This window comes from Bacillus sp. TE9106W (assembly GCF_054062215.1).
The window spans coordinates 1-19,884 of the sequence record NZ_JBSSFA010000017.1; the positions used below are offsets into that span (position 1 = coordinate 1).

The following is a 19,884-nucleotide window of genomic DNA, read 5'->3' on the forward strand; positions in this document are numbered from 1 at the left end:
ACGTACGGTTTGATGAGGGGAAACTGAAACAGAAAAGGGATGGCAAAGCCACCCCTAAAGAAAATATAATCTGTTTCAGTTTTCTACTCTACTAAAAAATTGCAGGTTTTAGTAGAAAGGCAGAGAATTTGTATGTAGCGAGGTGATAGAAAATGGCATATGATTTAGTCGGAGTGATACTTAGCCTTATACCAATATTTGTGGTCGCGTTTATTTTTAGATGGGTTCGTTTCATCTATCAAAATTCAGAGAAACAAGTGGAGCAAAATGAGAAGATTATTGAGCTGTTGATGGAGATAAAGGAAAAAGATAAGTAATATGTATTCATTTGAAATTTGTTTCTCGTAAGATATGAAGGCACTTATAAAGTGCCTTTTTTATTATGTTTGAAAATTGGAAACATGTAATGTTTATTTGTCAATAGCAGCATGACAACAAAACGTTTTAAAATGGCTTATTACTGTGAAACTTTCTCAACAATTCGACAAGATACTACAAAAAAACCACCTATTCTCTTTTTTTCACTATAAGTACAATGAAACAGTAAGATTGCTTCATGTAGAAATTTATATATGGTGGTGGAGAGAATGAAACGAAAGATGGTAGGAAAATGGTTTAGTTTTTTAAGTGCTCTTATTATTTTATTAGGAATTGCAATGCCACAAGTAAAGGCAGAAGTAATGAACAGAGAAACATATAAGATGGATTGGAGCTATAGTAATTCGAAACAGCGTGAAATAAAGACAGAAATAATTAAAACGGCTTCGGGTAGTATTGCGTATTGTTTAACGCCTGATTTACGTTCGCCCAATGGGGATGATTTGCCTGAGATGGGGAAAACATCCGATGCTGTATATCGTATTTTATTAAATGGATATCCTCAAAAAAGCCCATCTGAATTAGGTGTAGCGACAACGGAAGAAGCGCATTATGCTACACAATTAGCAGTATGGATTGCAGCAAATGAATTAACGGAAGAAGATTTAGTTGCAAAAAATGAACGTGTACATAATCTTATGAAGCGTTTAGTAGAGGCTTCAAAGAAAGAAACTGGATCACAAAATGTATTCTTTAAAGTTAATCCTGTAGATTCACAAACTGCTACAAAAAAAGGTGATTATTTAGAAACCGGATTTTATGCAGTGCAAACAAATGCGGTTTCTGGCTCTTATACAATTCTTCCTGAAAATGCTCCTAAAGGGCTTCGAATTGTAAATGAAAATGGTGAAGAGAAAAGTACGTTATCAATTGACGAAAAATTCAAAATCTTAATCCCGAAAAATACGAGTAGTGGTAACTTTAAAATGAAAGTGAAGTCTACTTTAACAAATTTACAAGCAATAGCTTTTAAAGGATCGGAAAAAGTTCAAAATACAACGGTATTGTTACAAAGAAATAGTGAGAAAATCAGTACAGATTTAGTTGTAAATTGGGAATCAGTAGGTTCTTTAAAGATTATGAAATTAGGAGAAAAAAAGGAAGTATTAAAAGGAGCGGTGTTTGAAGTTTCTAATGAAAACTTTAAACAAAATGTTACGACTAATGATAAGGGGATTGCGGAGTTAGGTAATCTTCCAATCGGTATATATAGCGTCAAAGAAATTCAAGCGCCAGCTGGATATGTGTTAGACGGAAGCGTTAAAAAAATTGAAGTGAAAACTGGTGAAACAGCTGTATTAGAGCTTAAAAATGAAAATGTAAAAGGTGAATTAGAAATAACGAAAGTAGATGTAGCAGATGGGAATACGAAACTGCCGAACGCAGAATTTACAATCTACAACGAACAAGGGAAAGAAGTAGTAAAAGGAAAAACGGATGAAAAAGGTGTAGCGAAATTCAAACTACCATACGGAAAGTACACGTATAAAGAAACGATAGCGCCAAATGGATATGTAATAAATGAAGAGACATTCGCATTTGAAATAAAAGAGAATGGACAAATTATTAAACATATCGTTCAAGATAAGAAAGTAGAAGGTGAGTTAGAAATAACGAAAGTAGATATAGCGGATGGGAATACGAAATTACCAAATGCAGAGTTTACAATCTACAACGAACAAGGGAAAGAAGTAGTAAAAGGGAAAACGGATGAAAAAGGTGTAGCGAAATTTAAACTACCATACGGAAAGTACACGTATAAAGAAACAATAGCACCAAATGGATATGTAATAAATGAAGAGACATTCGCATTTGAAATAAAAGAGAATGGAGAAATTATTAAACATATTGTGAAAAATAAGAAAGAAGAAAAGGCATCGCTTCCTGCTAAGCCAAATAAGCCAACACCGAATGGAGAAGTGAAACCTTCCGCTGATGTGAAGCCGATGCAACAACCTAATATTCATAATGAAGTACGTTTGCCAGCTACTGGCGGCGTCGGCAATGAATTTAAGGTTTTATTTGTTCTAGGACTTGGTTTTATTATTGCAGGAGCTTATGTGTTAAAGATGAAAAATAGAAAAGAAATGTAGAAAAAAACGCCTTGTAATAGAGGCGTTTTTTTAGTATCTCAATTTCATCAATAAACTCTTAATTTCCTCATCTTCCATAAAGAGGTCATGGTGTTTCTGGGTAATCTTTGCAAGTGCAACGTCGTGATAGAAAAATTCTGTAAAGAACTTTACGAAAGGTTGTGACATTGTTTTCATTGCTTGCCATGACTCTTGCTCGACGCCAGCAAATAAAATTTCGCGGTCGTCAACGATGAGCAGTAAGTATCGCTCTAGCGCGTTAGGCTCTTCGGCTGGGATTAGAAAATGCATGTTTTCTAAGTCTGTTTCTACTTTTCCAACTATAAGGGATTCGGTTTTGACGCCTTGTTTTGCTTTTTCTTCTAATAACGGAAGATATTCTAAAAGAGTATCGTTCCAAGCTGAAATGCGAATCGATTCTTTTGCATTTTCGATGAGTTCTTTACTTTGAACGCGAATAGAAGATTGCATTTTTAAGCTCCATACACGGTCATCTGTAAATGATTTTTTCGATATAGTTGTCTCTAATTCTTTAATATTGGATTGAAATTCTGTCGTTAATTTTTCAATTGCTAGCTTGAGTGGTAATGCTGTATACATCTTTTTCTTCTCTGAAACAGAATCCATTACCATTCCTTTATCGATTAGGCGTGCAAGCACTTCATATATTTTGGCTTTTGGAACGCCAGAATGCTTCACAATCGTTGTAGCATCTAATGGCTCGTTGCTTGATACGACAACTTCGTAAGCTTGGCTTTCATATTGTGAGAAACCGAATTTTTGTAACATAGTTACCTCCGAACGAATGAGATTATATTTTAAGGATAATGAACTATTTGTTTTTGCACAAGTGGTAGTCAGTTTTCTAATTGTTTTAAGGTGAGAATTAATTTCAATTTTTTAATTTTATCTATTATACTTAATATAATGATTAATAAGATTTAAATTCAATGCGAAGGGGATGCTTTGGGGGATATGTTAAGAAGTTTACGTTTAAAAATTGCGGTAGTATTTTCGGTACTTATTTCTATGATGTTCGTAATATTGGGTACAGCTATGTATGAGTTACAGAAAGAGAAGGAAGTGCGCTCCTTAGACCAGTATTCTCAAAATACGATGGATCTTGTGACAGAGCAACTGACGACATTTGTTCAAAGAACGGATGAAGATATGGGGTATTATGCGAACAGTGAGATGATTCGTAATATGCTTCAAGACGGAGTTACTCCAGAAGAGGAAGCATTTTTGACGAAAGAGTTTTCGGAGTATAAAAAGAATCATCCAGGCATTTTAGACTTATATATTGGTACGAAAGATAAAAAAACATTGAGTGCCAATCTTGCTGAAGGTGGAAAAGTGCCAGAGGGATATGATCCAACGACAAGACCTTGGTATAAAGACTCAGAAGCTGATGTGAAAACGGTTCACTGGGGACAACCTATGTATGAAATTGCAACAGGTAAGTTAAGCGTGGGAGTTTCTAAAGCAATTACAGCTCAAGATGGATCTGTATTAGGTGTTGTGGCGATGGATGTATCGCTCGGAACAATTCAGAAATTACTTCATAATATTCAATACAATAACGGCGGAGAAATGTTTATTATAAATGATAAAAATATGGCTCTTGTTTACCCGGAAAAGATAGGGAAAGATGTTTCGAAAGAGCCACTTGTGCAGAGTTTAAATAAAGATGTAACAAAATATGCTGTCACTACATTAAAAGGTGAAGAGGTAGTTGCATATAGTCAGTCATTTGATTTGATGAAATGGAAGATAGGAATTTTTTATCCGAAAGAAACGATTGATGGGCTATTAAATAGTACGAGAAATACAGTCATTATAATGGCATGTATTAGCTTATTCGTTGGAATTGTAGCTTCATACTTGTTCTCAAGAAGATTAGCAAGACCACTGCAACTATTAACGAATCACGTTCAAAAAGTAGCAGAAGGTGATTTAACGTTGCAAATGAAAGTGACAAGTAAGGATGAAGTTGGAGAACTGACGAACCATTTTAATCATATGGTTGAGCAAATGAATGAAATGGTAAGTAAAATTAAAAATAGTGTATCAACTGTGCAACAATCAACGAATAATCTACATTATTTAACGAATGAAACTGTAGCAGCTAGTAAAGAAGTGTCAGGTGCAATGGATGATGTAAGCGGAGGAGCATCCACTCTTGCAAATAGTGTAGATGAAGTTTCAGAGCAGCTTGAGAATATGATACAGTCAGTGGAACAAATGAATAGCTCTGTTGGTGAAATAAAAGGAGTAGCTGGCAAAGCAGAAGAGGCATCTAAGCAAGGATTGAATACGATGCGAAATTTAGTTCGTACAAGAGAACAATCTTCTTCAATTGTTGTTCATACAGAGGAAGCATCTGGAAAGTTGGAGCAAAGAGTTGGATCGATTCAAAATGTTGTAGAGCTTATAAAAGGTATTTCGGATCAAACGAATTTACTTGCTTTAAATGCTTCAATCGAGGCGGCACGTGCGGGTGAACAAGGTAAAGGCTTTGCTGTTGTTGCTGAAGAGGTTCGAAAATTAGCGGAACAATCAAAAGAAGCAACAGTAGAAATTGCGACGATGATTGGTGATGTACAAGTAGAGGTAAGACGAGTTGTAGAAGTTGTAAGTAAATTAAAAGATATTGCGGATATACAAAATAATGTTACGACAGAAGCAGAGGCGGAGTTCCGTACAATTATGTCAGTTGTTAATACCATTAGTACTTCAGTGGAACAAATTGTAGAAGAGGTACATAACATCGGTCACGAGCAAGGAGAAATTACAGCGGTCATGCATACAATTGCTGGTACGAGTCAAGAAAGTGCAGCTGTTTCGGAAGAAGTAAATGCTGCAACTGAATCACAAGTGAATCATTTAGAAAAGGTAGCTCATACGATGGAAAGTTTGACGGAGCATATGAGAGACTTGGAAAGATTGGTTGAGCAATTTAAAATAGAGGAATAACAAATTAGTAAAATGATGCGTATTTCGGTAAAATAGATAATGGATATATAAGAAGCAATTATAGGAGGAAGACTACTATGGCAATTGTTGACGTATCGATTATTCCAGTAGGAACAGGTAATCCAAGTGTTAGTGAATATGTAGCAGAAGTACAAAAGGTGCTAGAGAAAAATGCAGATCGCGTGAAGTATCAATTAACACCAATGAATACAGTTATTGAAGGAGATCTTCCTGTCATTCTAGAAGTAATTCAACAAATGCATGAAGTTCCATATACGAAAGGTGCACAGCGCGTTGCAACAACAATTCGTATCGATGATCGTCGTGATAAAGTAAGCACAATGGAGAAAAAATTAAACTCTGTTCGATCAAAATTATAAAGAAAAGCAGCGATCTTCGCTGCTTTTTTCATATAGGAGGTAGATAAGATGAGTGAAAAGTTTAACGAACAGTTTGACGGGTTGTTAGAGAAATACACGGAACTATTACTTGGAGAGAGCAATGAAGAGAGAAAAGAACAGGTACAGAAGTGGGCACTATATTCTTATATAGCTAAGACGATGCCGGCTTTAGTGAAGCACTGGAATGAGACGTATCCTGATGCAAAAGAAGAGATGGTACAGTTAATTACAAATATTAAAAAGCTGAATGAAGAGAAGAGAAATGAGCAATAAAAAAACTTAAGGTAAATATAATCTCAAGTTTTCTGTATTAATATCCTCATATAATTTACATGGAATATAAAGGGTTTTATAAGCATGTCGAATATTTTCGACATGCTTATTTGTGCCTAGTAAACTCGTTTTTTCTAAATGTCGAAAAATATTTCCTACATATTTATAAGCGGAAATATAGGGTTTTAAATGTTTTTATAGTATTTTATAAATTATCTAAATAATTATTTGTATCCAATAATTTTAAACAATGATATAATTTTGAAGAGGGGTAAAAAACAGATAAATCAAGTCATAGGGGTGAATTACATGGAACAATTAATGCGAAATTCGTTTCTTTTCTTGTCAAAAAATAAAGCGCTAACAAAACTGGCTAAAAAGTACGGTTTACGCTTTGGTGCAGGTCGCTTTGTCGCAGGGGAGACAATTGAATTAGCGACAGCAGCTATTCAGGCATTGAACAAGCAAGGACTTTGTGTAACAATCGATTATTTAGGGGAATTCGTTGATAATGAAGCGGAAGCAAATGAAATGGCTAACCAATCGATTGAAGCAATCCGTGCAATTGGAAGAGAAGGTCTTGATTCGCAACTTTCTTTAAAGATGACTTCTATGGGATTAGATATCTCTGATGAAATCGTAATGAACAATATGCGCCGTATTTTAGAAGCTGCAAAAGAAAATGGTGTGTTCGTTACAATTGATATGGAAGATTATACACGCTGCGGAAAGACAATTGATATCTTTAAACAGTTAAAATCTGAGTACGATAATATTGGTACTGTTATTCAAGCTTACCTATATCGTACAGAAAAAGATATTGAAGACTTAAATGCTTATAATCCTAATTTACGTCTTGTAAAAGGGGCTTATAAAGAACCTGAAGAAGTGGCGTTCCCGGACAAAAAAGATGTAGATGACAATTATAAAAAGATTATTAAAATGCACTTATTAAATGGAAATTATACTGCAATTGCTTCACATGATGAAGCGATTATTGAATATACGAAAAAACTTGCCGAAGAACACAACATTCCAAGGGATCAATTTGAATTCCAGATGCTATATGGTATTCGTAATGAGCGTCAACTTGAGCTAGTAAAAGAAGGTTACAAAATGCGCGTTTACGTACCTTATGGAAACGACTGGTATGGCTACTTCATGCGTCGTCTAGCAGAGCGTCCAGCAAACGTTGCGTTCGTATTAAAAGGTATGGTTAAAAAATAACCAAGGAGTAAATACTCCTTGGTTATTTTAATTGCTGAAATGCGTAATGTGCCATTTTCTTCGTATCAGGATACAGTTGCTTGCGGGTAGAAGATAATACAACATTAATGACGCGTTTACCGTCTTTCTCATCCACTGTTACGACTGTATACTTTCCGAGTGCTGATAGACCGCTTTTACTTCCAATTGCATATGGATCGTCATATAGTTCTTCTCGTCCATAGTTTGCGATGTTTGGAGAGCGTTCTGAAGTATGTAGAGTTGTACGCGTTGAATTCATATATTCTAAAACAACTGGGTATTTTAATGCTTCTTTCGTAATCATAGCAATGTCATATGGTGATACTTTGTTTCCTAATGCATCAGCACCACTTGCATTTTTGAAAGTCGCATGTTTTGTACCAAGTTCCTTCGCTCTAGCATTCATCATTTTTACAAATTCATTTTTTGACCCTGCAATATGTTCTGCGATGGATTCAGCTATTGGATCTGCACTAATGATAAGCATCAGTTTTAATGCTTCATCACGTTTTAACTTTTCCCCAGCACGAAGTTTAATTTTCTTACTTTGACTTTCTGTTTTAATTGCGTTTTCTGTAACTGTAATTTCTTCATCCTCTTTTACATTTTCTAGTAAAAGAAGGGTTGTCATCATTTTGGCTATACTAGCCGGATAAGAGCGTTCGTCTTCTCGTTTTCCATACAAAATTTCACCTGTGTCTGCATCGATTGTAATACCGTATTGTCCAGTGATGTTGGGCTGATCAGCTCTTACAGCTTGTTGTCTTTGTGCATAAGAGAAGAAAATCATCCCTGTAAATAGTGTGGCAATCATTACAATCATAACTATTGTTCGTTTCATTATAATTCCCTCATTTGTTACAAATAAATTGGGCAGAAAAAGCAGCCATTACCCATTATGCCACGTTCTCTGCCCAAAAATATAGCGTTATTTTTCGCCCATATTATGCTTCTTATATTGTTGGTTATTACCTTGACGTCCTTTTTCTACGCCTCGATCAGTTGGTCCAGCGTTTCCTGTCACACTCGCTGCGCTAATTCCAGCCTTTGAAGGGTTCTTCTTAAGTTTTGCCATATATATTCCTCCAGTTTCGTCAGATTATAAAAAGGGAAAGTGTATTTTAGTGAAGAAAATACATATATAGCATGGGCAAATAAAAGAAAAATATTTATTTCAGAAAATTTTATCAATAAATATATTGCGAAAATTTAAACAGTATCATATATTTATTAGTAGAGGCTCACTCATTGATTGCGACTTATGTCGAAAAATTGAATGAGCATTCATTCAAGAATAGGGGGAGAATTGGATGTTCCAAATTAAAAAGGCTGCTGTTCTAGGGTCAGGCGTAATGGGTTCAGGAATTGCGGCACACTTAGCTAATATTGGTATTCCGACATTATTGCTTGATATTGTACCACCTGCGCTTACGAAAGAAGAAGAGGCGAAGGGACTTACATTAGAACATAAAAGTGTGAGAAATCGTTTTAGTAATACGGCTGTGCAAAAACTATTAAAGCAAAAACCAGCTCCTCTGACAGTGAAGGGGAATTTAGCACTGATTGAAGCAGGTAACTTAGAAGATGATCTTGAGCGTCTAGCTGATGTAGATTGGATTATTGAAGTAGTAGTTGAAAACTTAGATATTAAAAAGAAACTATTTGAAAAAGTAGATGCTGTTCGTAAACCGGGTTCTATCGTAAGCTCGAATACGTCAGGCATTTCAGTTGAAAAAATGGCAGAAGGTCGTTCAGACGACTTCCAGAAACACTTCTTAGGCACACACTTTTTTAACCCACCACGATATTTAAAACTTCTAGAGGTAATACCGACGAAAAAAACTGATCCACAAGTATTAAGCTTCATGAAACTATTTGGCGAAGACGTTCTTGGAAAAGGCGTTGTTATCGCAAAAGACACACCAAACTTTATTGGAAACCGCATCGGTACGTACGGTTTATTAGTAACTCTTCAAGAGATGGTAAAACGCGGCTATAGCATTGGAGAAGTTGATTCAGTAACAGGCCCACTTATTGGTCGTCCGAAGAGCGCAACGTTCCGTACTTTAGATGTTGTCGGTTTAGATACATTCGTACACGTTGCAAATAACGTATATGAAAACGTACAAGAAAAAGAGCGCGATGTATTTAAAGTACCAGCTTTCATGCATGACATGCTTGATAAAAAATGGCTTGGAAGCAAAACAGGTCAAGGCTTCTTCTTAAAACAAGGAAAAGAAATTTTAGAATTAAATCCAGAAACGATGGAGTACGAAGCTCGTAAAAAATTAAAAGCTGCATCGATTGAGTTAAGTAAACAAGAAAAAGGTTTATCGAATAAATTGAAAGCGCTTGTATATGCGAAAGACCGCGCAGGAGAGTTGTTATGGAATATCATCACACCGACTCTTTTATATTCTGCAAAACTTCATAAAGAGATTGCTGACGATATCGTTGCAATTGACCAAGCGATGAAGTGGGGCTTCGGCTGGGAGCAAGGACCATTTGAAGTTTGGGATGCAATTGGCGTTGAAAAGTCCGTTCAAAAGATGGAAGAAAGCGGCACAGTTATTCCGGCTTGGGTGAAAGAAATGTTAGAGAAAGGTTTCACTACTTTCTACAAACATGATAACGGAGATAGCTACTATTACGATAATGGCGAATATAAGCTAATTGAGCGTAATAAAAAGGCAATTTCTCTTAAACAATTAAAAGCAAAAAATGGTGTATTAAAGAAAAATAGCGGAGCGAGCTTAATCGATTTAGGCGACGGTATCCTTTGCTTAGAATTCCATTCGAAGAGCAATGCAATCGGTATGGATATTACGCAAATGATTAACTACGCTGTTGATGAAGTAGAAAAGAATTATAAAGGTCTTGTTATCGGTAACCAATCGAAGAACTTCTGTGTTGGTGCGAACTTAGCAATGATCTTAATGGAAGCACAAGACGACAACTACTTTGAAATTGAGTGGGTTGTGAAAAACTTCCAAGATGCAATGACGAAAATTAAATACTCTTCTAAGCCAGTTGTAGCAGCACCATACGGTATGACGCTTGGCGGAGGTACAGAAGTTTGCTTACCAGCAGCGAGCATTCAAGCTTCTAGTGAAACGTATATGGGCTTAGTAGAAGTTGGTGTTGGCTTAATCCCTGGCGGAGGCGGTAATAAAGAGCTATACATTAAACACTTAAATAAAATGGCAAACGGCGTAGAGTTTGACTTGCAAAAAGTTGCAAATAAAGTGTTCGAAACAGTCGCAATGGCGAAAGTTTCAACTTCAGGACAAGAAGCGGTTTCTCATAACTTCTTAGGTGATAAAGACGGTATTAGTGTGAATGGTGATCACTTACTATACGATGCGAAACAGAAAGCACTTGCTTTATATGAAGCTGGTTATAAAGCACCGATTCGTAAAAAGATACCGGTTGTTGGTGAAACAGGATATGCAACTCTTGCACTTGGTGCAGAAGCAATGCATTTATCTGGTTACATTTCAGAGTACGACCTTCATATTGCGAAGAAACTTGCATATGTCATCGCAGGCGGAAAAGTGCCGTACGGAACAGAAGTTGATGAGCAGTATTTATTAGATGTAGAACGTGAAGCATTTATTAGCTTAGTAAGTGAGATGAAATCACAAGCAAGAATGCAGCACATGCTTGTAAAAGGAAAGCCATTACGTAACTAATAACGAGGGGAGATATCGTTCATGAGAGAAGCTGTCATTGTTGCGGGAGCAAGAACACCAATTGGAAAAGCAAAGAGGGGTTCATTAAAAACAGTTCGTCCTGACGATCTAGGGGCGTTAGTAGTAAAGGAAACGTTAAAGCGTGCGAATTATGAAGGGCCAATCGATGATTTAATTTTCGGTTGTGCGATGCCAGAAGCAGAGCAAGGTTTAAATATGGCTCGTAATATCGGCGGATTAGCAGGACTTTCTTACGATGTTCCAGCTATTACAATTAACCGTTACTGTTCTTCAGGATTACAAAGTATCGCTTACGGAGCAGAGCGCATTATGCTCGGTCACTCGGAAGCGGTATTATCAGGCGGAGCGGAATCAATGAGTTTAGTTCCAATGATGGGACACGTTGTTCGTCCGAATAGTCGCCTTGTAGAAGCAGCTCCAGAATATTATATGGGTATGGGACATACAGCAGAGCAAGTTGCTGTGAAATATGGAATTTCTCGTGAAGAGCAAGATGCATTTGCAGTAAGAAGTCATCAACGTGCTGCGAAAGCATTAGCTGCAGGAAACTTTGCTGATGAAACAGTATCTGTAGATGTAACGTTACGTACTGTTGGAGCAAATAACAAACTGCAAGAAGAAACAATTACTTTTGCGCAAGACGAAGGTGTAAGAGCAGAGACGACGCTAGATATTTTAGGTAAATTACGTCCAGCATTTAACGTTCGCGGTTCTGTAACAGCTGGTAACTCTTCACAAATGAGTGACGGTGCAGCATCTGTACTATTGATGGATCGTGAAAAAGCAGTGAGCGATGGCATGAAACCACTTGCGAAATTCCGTTCATTTGCAGTAGCTGGCGTACCACCAGAAGTAATGGGAATCGGCCCAATCGCTGCCATTCCAAAAGCATTAAAATTAGCTGGTTTAGAGCTATCGGATATCGGCCTATTCGAACTAAATGAAGCATTCGCTTCTCAATCGATTCAAGTTATTCGTGAACTTGGTTTAGATGAAGAAAGAGTAAACGTAAACGGCGGTGCAATCGCACTTGGACACCCACTTGGCTGTACAGGAGCAAAACTAACACTATCTCTTATTCACGAAATGAAACGCCGCAACGAACAATTCGGTATCGTAACAATGTGTATCGGCGGCGGAATGGGAGCAGCAGGAGTGTTTGAATTACTATAAAAAAAGTGGAGGCGGCTTGCTCAGAACAAGAGGGCGTTGGAAGCCCTGACGAAGAGGCGCTTTTTGCCTCACAGGAAGGGATGAAACGACCGACTGTTCTAGCCACTGGAACTGGATTATGAAAAAAAGTGGAGGCGGCTCGCTCAGAATGTGAGGGGGATGGAGCTTCAGACGTAGAGGCGCTTTTTGCCTCGCAGGAAGAAGCGAAGCCACCGAACATTCTAGCCGCTGGAACTGGATTATAAAAAGTGCAGGTGGCTTGCTCAGAACGAGACGCTGCCAATGCAAAGAATGGAAGCAACAAAGGCTTATAAAAGATAAACGGGAGAGCCAGCTTCTTTTGAAATGAAAGAAGCGGCTCATGAAAATATGAAGGAGGAAATTTTCATGGAAAAAACAGTAGGAAGTGCGGTTAAAGGCGGTAGCTTTTTAGTTGATGAGATTACGATTGATCAAGTGTTTACGCCAGAAGATTTTTCATCTGAGCATAAAATGATTGCAAAAACGACAGAGGACTTTATCGTAAATGAAGTTCTTCCAGAGCTTGAATATTTAGAGCAACATGAGTTTGATCGTTCTGTTCGTCTTTTAAAAGAAGCTGGGGAACTTGGTTTATTAGGCGCTGACGTACCAGAAGAGTACGGCGGAATTGGTCTTGATAAAGTAAGTTCAGCGTTAATCGCAGAGAAATTCTCGCGCGCTGGTGGTTTTGCAATTACTCACGGTGCTCACGTAGGTATTGGATCTTTACCAATCGTGTTATTCGGTAACGAAGAGCAAAAGAAAAAGTATTTACCACTACTTGCAACTGGTGAAAAATTAGCTGCATACGCATTAACTGAGCCAGGTTCAGGGTCTGACGCATTAGGTGCAAAAACAACTGCACGTTTAAATGCAGAAGGTACACATTACGTATTAAATGGTGAAAAACAATGGATTACAAACTCTGCATTTGCTGATGTGTTTATCGTGTACGCAAAAATTGATGGAGAGCACTTCTCAGCATTTATCGTAGAGAAAGAATATGCTGGCGTATCTACAAGCCCAGAAGAAAAGAAAATGGGTATTAAATGTTCTTCAACTCGTACGTTAATTTTAGAAGATGCATTAGTACCGAAAGAAAACTTACTTGGTGAAATCGGTAAAGGTCATATTATCGCATTCAACATTTTAAATATCGGCCGTTATAAATTAGGTGTTGGTACAGTTGGATCTGCAAAACGTGCAGTAGAAATTTCAGCACAATATGCAAACCAACGTCAACAGTTCAAACAACCAATCGCTCGCTTCCCATTAATTCAAGAGAAACTTGCAAATATGGCAGCAAAAACATATGCAGCTGAAAGCTCTGTATATCGTACAGTAGGTTTATTCGAAAGCCGCATGAGCACATTATCTGAAGAAGAAGTAAAGGACGGTAAAGCAGTAGCAGCTTCTATCGCTGAATATGCAATCGAATGCTCTTTAAATAAAGTATTCGGTTCTGAAGTACTAGATTACACAGTAGATGAAGGTGTTCAAATTCACGGTGGTTACGGATTTATGGCAGAGTACGAGATTGAAAGAATGTACCGTGATTCTCGTATTAACCGTATTTTCGAAGGAACGAACGAAATTAACCGCCTAATCGTACCAGGTACGTTCTTACGTAAAGCGATGAAAGGTGAATTACCACTTCTTCAAAAGGCACAAAAATTACAAGAAGAGTTAATGATGATGATGCCAGAAGAAGTAGGCGATGAGCCATTAGCACTTCAAAAATATTTAGTAAGTAACGCGAAGAAAATCGGCTTAATGGTAGCTGGATTAGCTGCTCAAAAATACGGTAAAGCATTAGATAAAGAGCAGGAAATTCTTGTGAATATCGCTGATATCGTAAGCAACCTATACGCAATGGAGTCAGCTGTTCTTCGTACAGAAAAAGCAATTAAAACAACTGGCCTTGAAAAGAATAAACAAAAAGTGTTATACACTGAAGTATTCTGCCAAGAAGCATTCAACGAAATCGAAGCAGATGCGAAAGAAACACTTATCGCAGTTGAAAACGGCGACATGCTGCGCATGATGTTATCATCATTACGTAAATTAACTCGCCACACACCACTTAACGTAATTCCGAAGAAACGTGAAATCGCTGCGAAAATTTTAGAAGATGAGCGTTACACAGTTTAATACTTTTAAATAACAGTAGTCGTTTATACGACTACTGTTATTTTTTTTCTGAAAAAAATAAATTTTTAGTGACATAAAACTAATACCATTAGTATAATAAAACTAATGGTATTAGTTTTCGGGAAAAGGGAGATGGAAATATGAGAATGATACATGAAAAAACGGTATATCAATTGTCATTTTTGCCAAGGGTGTTTCCAGTGAATTGTTACTTTGTGGAGGAAGAAGATGGTTTAACTTTAATTGATGCTGCTTTGCCATATAGCGCAAAAGGAATTTTACAGGCGGCTGAGAAAATAGGAAAACCAATTACGAATATTGTATTAACACATGCGCATGATGATCACATCGGTGCATTAGACGCATTAAAGGAAGTACTTCCTCATGTTCCAGTCTATATTTCTAAGCGAGACGCAAAGCTATTAGAAGGCGATACGACGTTACAAAAGGATGAACCAAATACGCCAATAAAAGGCGGTGTACCTAAAAAGGTGAAAACGGCACCTGATATTTTATTAGAAGATGGTGACCGAGTTGGATCGCTTCTTGCGATTATGACACCGGGACATACGCCAGGCTCTATGTCGTTTCTTGATGTACGAAATAAAGCTCTTATTGTTGGGGATGCATTTCAAACAAGAGGAGGTATGGCTGTTTCGGGACAAATGAAATTTTGGTTTCCGTTTCCTGCGATGGCAACGTGGAGTAAAGAAATGGCATTACAAAGTGCAGAGAAGCTAAGAGAATATGAGCCTTCCTTACTTGCGGCAGGACATGGAAAAATGATAAACGATCCAGGGGCTGTCATAGAGCTTGCTATTCAGGAAGCGAAGCGGAATATAGAAAGTAGAAAAGAGGGTTAATTGATGTCACCTAGAATTGGACTTACACTACCGAAAATTGTAGAAACAGCAGCAGAAATTGCAGATGCAAATGGAATACAAGAAGTAACGTTAGCTTCATTAGCGCAAAGGTTAGGGATACGTTCTCCCTCACTATATAATCATGTGAAAGGCTTACAAGATGTATGGAAAAATCTTGGTATTTACGGAATAAAACAGCTGCATAACAAGCTGGAAGAAGCGGCCGAGGATAAACATATGGATGAAGCAATTCATGCATTAGGAGAAGCATATGTAGCATTTGTCCGAAAACATCCTGGACTATATGAAGCAACCTTTTTACGAGATGAAGAAGTAAGAAAAGCAGGTGACGGAATTGTAAAGCTTTGTCTGCAGGTGTTACAACAGTACGGCTTAGAAGGGGAAAATGCACTTCATGCGACGCGTGGATTCAGAAGTATTTGTCATGGATTTGCGTCGATTGAACAGCAAGGTGGATTTGGTCTGCCCTTAGATTTAGATACAAGTTTACATGTATTATTAGAAACGTTTATTAAAGGATTACATGTGATGCGAAAGTGAATAGGAAGCGAGACAACCAAAAACCTTAGAAGCAATTCTAAGGTTTTTTTGTGCATATGATTCGAAAAGAATGGTAGGCTTCTTCTCATTACATGATATTATTTTACAGGTTTGAAAAATGTGTATATGGCTAAAAAAAAGCAAACGAAACTGAATACGATAGGATCTTGATATGGACTAGGTTCAGAGCCTTTCTGGATTTCTGTCAGGAAGTCATGTGTTTTCATGTTCATTGCTCCTTTAACTAATAAGTTTTATATGATGCGAGGGTTATGATGGATAGGAAGTGTTTTTTTGAAATTTCATATAATAATTATTGCATAGCAATCCTATTCCTAAAACTATAAAATATAAAGTTTTCATAATATGTAAAATTGCATATTATTCTTTTTGGAAATTTTGTTATATTATCTTTATATTTAAATTAAAGGATTTTATTGAGATAAATGAGAATAACTGGAGGGTTACTGTGAGTAAAACAGTGTTAGAAGCGTATAGTGTCGAAAGAAAAATAGAGAATATAACATATAAAAATCTATTTGTAATGATAGCAACCATTTTAGGGTTCTTACTTCTAGGAGGATTATTCCTTGGTTTAGCTTTGGGGATTTATGGTGAGGAGGCGTTACGTGATAATTTAGAGGGATACCATTTTCTTTTGTTAGATGCAGCTGTTGTTGCTATCGTTTTATTAGCTTATAAACCGGTTCTTCATTTTATTAAATACATTTGGGATGTATCCGTTTTGAAGAGTGGGAAGACATATTTATATCTATTAATTGGCTTTATTGTCATTGCGTTATCACAATATTTAATGTTACATGTATTTAGTTTTGAAAGTGCAGCAGAACAAAAGGAACAATTAGGGAGTTTAGGGTTTCAAAATAGCATACAAAGTATTATATATGTGTTAAGTGTTGCTATCATTACACCGGTTAAAGAAGAAATTCTATTTCGAGGTATTTTATATCGATTTTTAGAAAAGAAATATAATTTTTTAGTTAGTATCATTATTTCTTCCTTCATTTTTGGAATTCTTCATGGAGGTCTTCTAATTACGGCAACGATTATGGGAATGGTATTTGCAATGTTATACAAAAAGACGCAATCTATTATACCTAGTATTATTTTACACATTGTATGGAACTTACTTGTGAGTATAAGTATGATTGTATCTCTATAAAAATAAATACATAACCAGTATAAAAGATGAATGGCTTAGCTATTCATCTTTTATTTTGTATGCACGTGAAAAAGTTAATTCATGTATACAATCAAAAAATAGCTAAATACTAACAGTGAAAGAATAAAGAAAGGTAGGAGTACCCTATGCAAAACTTAACAGAGCTTGAAGTAGAAAACTTACGTCATTTAATTGGTGGTCACGCAACAATTATTAACAAGTTGGAGCAGTATGCACAGACGTGTACAGATCCACAACTGAAACAAATGCTACAAAAGGACGCGCAAGACGCACGAAATACGAAACAGCAATTAATGACTTTTTTAGGATAGGAGGAAGAGAGAAATGAATGAAAAAGATATGGTAAATGATTATTTAGCAGGATTAAATGCAAGTTTAACAAGTTATGCAAATTATATTGCTCAGTCTGATAATGAACAGTTACATCAAACGTTAATTCAAATTCGTAATCAAGATGAGATGCGCCAACGTAATATGTACGAGTACGCAAAGCAAAAGAGTTATTACAAACCGGCAGCACCTGCTAACCCAATGATTGTACAGCAATTAAAAGGCCAATTAAGTGCAGAATAATGGGATGAAAAAACGAGCGAAAATGGATTCGCTCGTTTTCTTTTTGTATATGTCAATAAATACATAATAAATATTTTTCCAGTTGTAACAAATATGACGAAAATGGAATATAACAATTCACAAAAAGGACAAAAAGTTTGTTCGATATTTCACAAAGTATCCATGGTTTCTATCGTGGGAACCTCTATAATTAGGGGTGTAAGGAACAAAAGAAATAGATTATATGATCAATTAGGAGAGATTGCTATGAAAAGACATACAAGAAAAATTGCAATTATCGGTACTGGATTAGTTGGATCAAGTTGTGCATATTCCATTGTCAATCAAGGCATTTGCGAAGAGCTATTATTAATTGATATAAATCATGAACGTGCAGTTGGGGAAGCAATGGATTTATCGCACTGCATTAACTTTACAAATACAAGAACAAAAGTATATGCAGGAAGCTATGAAGACTGCAAAGATATGGACATCGTTATTATTACAGCAGGACCAGCACCAAAACCAGGACAAAGTCGCTTAGATACTTTAGGAGCGAGCGCGAAGATTATGGAAAGTGTTGTTGGCGGCGTAATGGAAAGTGGATTTGATGGTATTTTCTTACTTGCATCAAACCCAGTTGATATTATTACATATCAAGTGTGGAAATTATCTGGATTACCTAGAAATCGTGTGATCGGTACTGGTACATCACTAGATTCTTCTCGCTTACGAACAATTTTATCTGAAATGTTACATGTAGATCCTCGTAGTATTCATGGGTATTCATTAGGAGAACATGGTGATTCTCAAATGGTTGCTTGGTCACACGTAACTGTTGGTGGAAAACCAATTCTACAAATTTTAGAAGAGAAAAAAGAAAAGTTTGGTGAAATAGATTTAGATGAAATCGTTGAGAAGACTGCAAAAGCTGGATGGGAAATTTATAAACGAAAAGGTACTACTTATTACGGAATCGGAAATTCTCTAGCATATATTGCAAACTCAGTCTTTAACGATGATCACCGTGTAATTGCTGTATCAGCCATTTTAGATGGTGAGTATGGTGAATATGATATTTGTACAGGAGTACCAGCTATTATTACTAGAGATGGTATAAGAGAAATTGTAGAACTAAATTTAACAGAGGATGAAGAATCTCGATTCGCAAAATCAAACGATATTTTACGTGATTATATGAAAACAATTGGTTACTAACTTATAGGAGAAGGTGAAACAAATGAAGGAATATATAATGTCTCGTGTATTTAAAGCATCAGCTGGAATCGCACAAGGTATTTTCGTATCCCTTGGAATTGGTTTACTAATCGAAAATATAGGAAGAATTGTTGATATCCCGTTGCTTATTACAATCGGAGTTGTTGCAAAATCACTTATGGCACCAGCCATTGGTGCCGGAATTGCTTTTATGCTCGGTGCAAATGGACTTGTAATTTTCTCGGCTATGGTAGCTGGAGCGATTGGTGCCGGATCCATTTCCATTACTGAAGCAGGTCTAATTATTAAAACAGGTGAACCAATCGGTGCATTATTAACAGCGACTTTAGCTGTATATATTGGTAAACGTTTAAGTGGAAAAACTGCGTTAGATATGATGCTCGTTCCATTTGCGGCAATATTAGGTTCTGGTTTAGTAGGTATTTGGTTATCTCATAATATCACTCCTGTTTTAAATGCAGTTGGAGCTTTCATTAAAGATAGTTCAGCTGGTAGCCCGTTTATCGCTTCTATCGTCATTGCAGTCGTTTGGGGACTATTACTGATCTCTCCAGCTTCATCAGCTGCATTAGCGATCGCACTTAGCTTAGACGGTGTTGCAGGTGGTGCTGCTCTTGCAGGCTGCGTTGCTCAGTTTATCGGATTCTCTGTCATCTCAGCGAAAGAAAATAATTTAGGCGGCATATTAGCTCAAGCTCTTTGTACTCCGAAAGTACAGCTGCCAAATATCACTAAAAATCCAATGATTCTCGTCCCAACTGTCGTCGCCAGTGCGATAGTTGGTCCAGTATCCGCATTAATTTTCCAACTGGAAGCAGGAAAAGAAATTGCAGGCCTTGGATTAAGTTCTCTTATCGCACCAATTAATTTAATTTCCAGTGAAGGATGGAAAGTTGTCCCAGCGATGGTAATCACTTATATCGTCATTCCAGTAGCTGTTTCTTATATACTTTACATTGCTCTTAAAAAAGCAGGTCGTATTCACTCTGGTGATATGACTGTACCGCAATCTTAAATTGAAAATCTCCTTTTATATAG

General features: G+C 36.8%; 19 protein-coding genes. 16 read left to right on the top strand and 3 right to left on the bottom strand.

Annotated features, from left to right (window positions below):
- Positions 1 to 152: 152 nt before the first annotated feature.
- Positions 153 to 317 (top strand): hypothetical protein, encoded by a 165-nt coding sequence (locus ACVWY7_RS23270; protein ID WP_000312826.1) that lies wholly within the window; start codon positions 153 to 155, stop codon positions 315 to 317.
- A gap of 270 nt (positions 318 to 587) precedes the next feature.
- Positions 588 to 2,471, top strand: a complete 1,884-nt coding sequence (locus tag ACVWY7_RS23275; RefSeq protein WP_456523994.1) for an MSCRAMM family protein — start codon at positions 588 to 590, stop codon at positions 2,469 to 2,471.
- A gap of 30 nt (positions 2,472 to 2,501) precedes the next feature.
- Here the strand turns inward: ACVWY7_RS23275 and ACVWY7_RS23280 are convergent, their stop codons facing one another.
- Positions 2,502 to 3,260 (bottom strand): TrmB family transcriptional regulator, encoded by a 759-nt coding sequence (locus ACVWY7_RS23280; protein ID WP_000939488.1) that lies wholly within the window; start codon positions 3,258 to 3,260, stop codon positions 2,502 to 2,504.
- A 186-nt stretch (positions 3,261 to 3,446) separates the two neighbouring features.
- Between ACVWY7_RS23280 and ACVWY7_RS23285 the strand changes: the two genes are divergently transcribed.
- From ACVWY7_RS23285 to ACVWY7_RS23300, 4 genes are all read left to right on the top strand, one after another.
- A complete protein-coding gene (locus ACVWY7_RS23285) occupies positions 3,447 to 5,447 on the top strand; it encodes a methyl-accepting chemotaxis protein (RefSeq protein WP_002080430.1) in 2,001 nt (666 codons plus the stop codon).
- Positions 5,448 to 5,524: 77 nt separating this feature from the next.
- On the top strand, positions 5,525 to 5,827 hold the full coding sequence (locus ACVWY7_RS23290) for an MTH1187 family thiamine-binding protein (RefSeq protein WP_001018862.1): 303 nt from the start codon (positions 5,525 to 5,527) through the stop codon (positions 5,825 to 5,827).
- A 48-nt stretch (positions 5,828 to 5,875) separates the two neighbouring features.
- Positions 5,876 to 6,121: a YusU family protein gene (locus tag ACVWY7_RS23295; protein ID WP_001290597.1), complete on the top strand. Its 246-nt coding sequence runs from the start codon at positions 5,876 to 5,878 to the stop codon at positions 6,119 to 6,121.
- 309 nt (positions 6,122 to 6,430) lie between these two features.
- Positions 6,431 to 7,348: a proline dehydrogenase family protein gene (locus tag ACVWY7_RS23300; protein WP_000436780.1), complete on the top strand. Its 918-nt coding sequence runs from the start codon at positions 6,431 to 6,433 to the stop codon at positions 7,346 to 7,348.
- Between the two features lie 22 nt (positions 7,349 to 7,370).
- Here the strand turns inward: ACVWY7_RS23300 and ACVWY7_RS23305 are convergent, their stop codons facing one another.
- Both ACVWY7_RS23305 and ACVWY7_RS23310 read right to left on the bottom strand, forming a co-directional pair.
- Entirely contained in the window at positions 7,371 to 8,210 is an 840-nt protein-coding gene (locus ACVWY7_RS23305) for a D-alanyl-D-alanine carboxypeptidase family protein (RefSeq protein WP_000831459.1), read from the bottom strand.
- 87 nt (positions 8,211 to 8,297) lie between these two features.
- Entirely contained in the window at positions 8,298 to 8,444 is a 147-nt protein-coding gene (locus ACVWY7_RS23310) for a YuzL family protein (protein WP_001096347.1), read from the bottom strand.
- 235 nt (positions 8,445 to 8,679) lie between these two features.
- Here ACVWY7_RS23310 and ACVWY7_RS23315 point away from each other — a divergent pair, with 235 nt between their 5' ends.
- The 10 genes from ACVWY7_RS23315 to ACVWY7_RS23360 all read left to right on the top strand — a co-directional run bounded on the left by ACVWY7_RS23315 (position 8,680) and on the right by ACVWY7_RS23360 (position 19,861).
- Positions 8,680 to 11,061, top strand: coding sequence for a 3-hydroxyacyl-CoA dehydrogenase/enoyl-CoA hydratase family protein (locus tag ACVWY7_RS23315; protein WP_000486387.1), 2,382 nt, complete (start codon positions 8,680 to 8,682; stop codon positions 11,059 to 11,061).
- Between the two features lie 21 nt (positions 11,062 to 11,082).
- Complete coding sequence (locus ACVWY7_RS23320) at positions 11,083 to 12,255, top strand: acetyl-CoA C-acetyltransferase (protein WP_001206337.1); 1,173 nt, start codon at positions 11,083 to 11,085, stop codon at positions 12,253 to 12,255.
- A gap of 387 nt (positions 12,256 to 12,642) precedes the next feature.
- Positions 12,643 to 14,427 carry an acyl-CoA dehydrogenase family protein gene (locus ACVWY7_RS23325; protein ID WP_000416297.1) on the top strand — a complete coding sequence of 595 codons (1,785 nt, stop codon included), beginning with the start codon at positions 12,643 to 12,645 and terminating at the stop codon, positions 14,425 to 14,427.
- A gap of 140 nt (positions 14,428 to 14,567) precedes the next feature.
- On the top strand, positions 14,568 to 15,290 hold the full coding sequence (locus tag ACVWY7_RS23330) for an MBL fold metallo-hydrolase (protein ID WP_073524272.1): 723 nt from the start codon (positions 14,568 to 14,570) through the stop codon (positions 15,288 to 15,290).
- A gap of 3 nt (positions 15,291 to 15,293) precedes the next feature.
- A complete protein-coding gene (locus ACVWY7_RS23335; RefSeq protein ID WP_456523995.1) occupies positions 15,294 to 15,851 on the top strand; it encodes a TetR/AcrR family transcriptional regulator in 558 nt (185 codons plus the stop codon).
- A gap of 469 nt (positions 15,852 to 16,320) precedes the next feature.
- Positions 16,321 to 17,034: a CPBP family intramembrane glutamic endopeptidase gene (locus ACVWY7_RS23340; protein ID WP_000048034.1), complete on the top strand. Its 714-nt coding sequence runs from the start codon at positions 16,321 to 16,323 to the stop codon at positions 17,032 to 17,034.
- A gap of 146 nt (positions 17,035 to 17,180) precedes the next feature.
- On the top strand, positions 17,181 to 17,366 hold the full coding sequence (locus ACVWY7_RS23345) for a hypothetical protein (protein WP_001180555.1): 186 nt from the start codon (positions 17,181 to 17,183) through the stop codon (positions 17,364 to 17,366).
- Between the two features lie 13 nt (positions 17,367 to 17,379).
- A complete protein-coding gene (locus tag ACVWY7_RS23350; RefSeq protein WP_001002985.1) occupies positions 17,380 to 17,628 on the top strand; it encodes a spore coat protein in 249 nt (82 codons plus the stop codon).
- Positions 17,629 to 17,874: 246 nt separating this feature from the next.
- The gene (locus ACVWY7_RS23355) at positions 17,875 to 18,825 is read left to right on the top strand and encodes an L-lactate dehydrogenase (protein ID WP_073524268.1); all 951 of its coding nucleotides are present in this window, start codon (positions 17,875 to 17,877) and stop codon (positions 18,823 to 18,825) included.
- 22 nt (positions 18,826 to 18,847) lie between these two features.
- Positions 18,848 to 19,861 (top strand): PTS transporter subunit IIC, encoded by a 1,014-nt coding sequence (locus ACVWY7_RS23360; RefSeq protein ID WP_456523996.1) that lies wholly within the window; start codon positions 18,848 to 18,850, stop codon positions 19,859 to 19,861.
- Positions 19,862 to 19,884 lie beyond the last annotated feature (23 nt).

What these genes read in the sequence shown, in the direction of transcription:
- ACVWY7_RS23315 (WP_000486387.1), top strand. Translation starts at nt 8,680, where the DNA reads ATGTTCCAAATTAAAAAGGCTGCTGTTCTAGGGTCAGGCGTAATGGGT.
- ACVWY7_RS23275 (WP_456523994.1), top strand. Translation starts at nt 588, where the DNA reads ATGAAACGAAAGATGGTAGGAAAATGGTTTAGTTTTTTAAGTGCTCTT.
- ACVWY7_RS23355 (WP_073524268.1), top strand. Translation starts at nt 17,875, where the DNA reads ATGAAAAGACATACAAGAAAAATTGCAATTATCGGTACTGGATTAGTT.
- ACVWY7_RS23345 (WP_001180555.1), top strand. Translation starts at nt 17,181, where the DNA reads ATGCAAAACTTAACAGAGCTTGAAGTAGAAAACTTACGTCATTTAATT.
- ACVWY7_RS23285 (WP_002080430.1), top strand. Translation starts at nt 3,447, where the DNA reads ATGTTAAGAAGTTTACGTTTAAAAATTGCGGTAGTATTTTCGGTACTT.
- ACVWY7_RS23305 (WP_000831459.1), bottom strand. Translation starts at nt 8,210, where the DNA reads ATGAAACGAACAATAGTTATGATTGTAATGATTGCCACACTATTTACA.
- ACVWY7_RS23295 (WP_001290597.1), top strand. Translation starts at nt 5,876, where the DNA reads ATGAGTGAAAAGTTTAACGAACAGTTTGACGGGTTGTTAGAGAAATAC.
- ACVWY7_RS23360 (WP_456523996.1), top strand. Translation starts at nt 18,848, where the DNA reads ATGAAGGAATATATAATGTCTCGTGTATTTAAAGCATCAGCTGGAATC.
- ACVWY7_RS23350 (WP_001002985.1), top strand. Translation starts at nt 17,380, where the DNA reads ATGAATGAAAAAGATATGGTAAATGATTATTTAGCAGGATTAAATGCA.
- ACVWY7_RS23290 (WP_001018862.1), top strand. Translation starts at nt 5,525, where the DNA reads ATGGCAATTGTTGACGTATCGATTATTCCAGTAGGAACAGGTAATCCA.
- ACVWY7_RS23325 (WP_000416297.1), top strand. Translation starts at nt 12,643, where the DNA reads ATGGAAAAAACAGTAGGAAGTGCGGTTAAAGGCGGTAGCTTTTTAGTT.
- ACVWY7_RS23310 (WP_001096347.1), bottom strand. Translation starts at nt 8,444, where the DNA reads ATGGCAAAACTTAAGAAGAACCCTTCAAAGGCTGGAATTAGCGCAGCG.
- ACVWY7_RS23280 (WP_000939488.1), bottom strand. Translation starts at nt 3,260, where the DNA reads ATGTTACAAAAATTCGGTTTCTCACAATATGAAAGCCAAGCTTACGAA.
- ACVWY7_RS23335 (WP_456523995.1), top strand. Translation starts at nt 15,294, where the DNA reads ATGTCACCTAGAATTGGACTTACACTACCGAAAATTGTAGAAACAGCA.
- ACVWY7_RS23330 (WP_073524272.1), top strand. Translation starts at nt 14,568, where the DNA reads ATGAGAATGATACATGAAAAAACGGTATATCAATTGTCATTTTTGCCA.
- ACVWY7_RS23320 (WP_001206337.1), top strand. Translation starts at nt 11,083, where the DNA reads ATGAGAGAAGCTGTCATTGTTGCGGGAGCAAGAACACCAATTGGAAAA.
- ACVWY7_RS23270 (WP_000312826.1), top strand. Translation starts at nt 153, where the DNA reads ATGGCATATGATTTAGTCGGAGTGATACTTAGCCTTATACCAATATTT.
- ACVWY7_RS23300 (WP_000436780.1), top strand. Translation starts at nt 6,431, where the DNA reads ATGGAACAATTAATGCGAAATTCGTTTCTTTTCTTGTCAAAAAATAAA.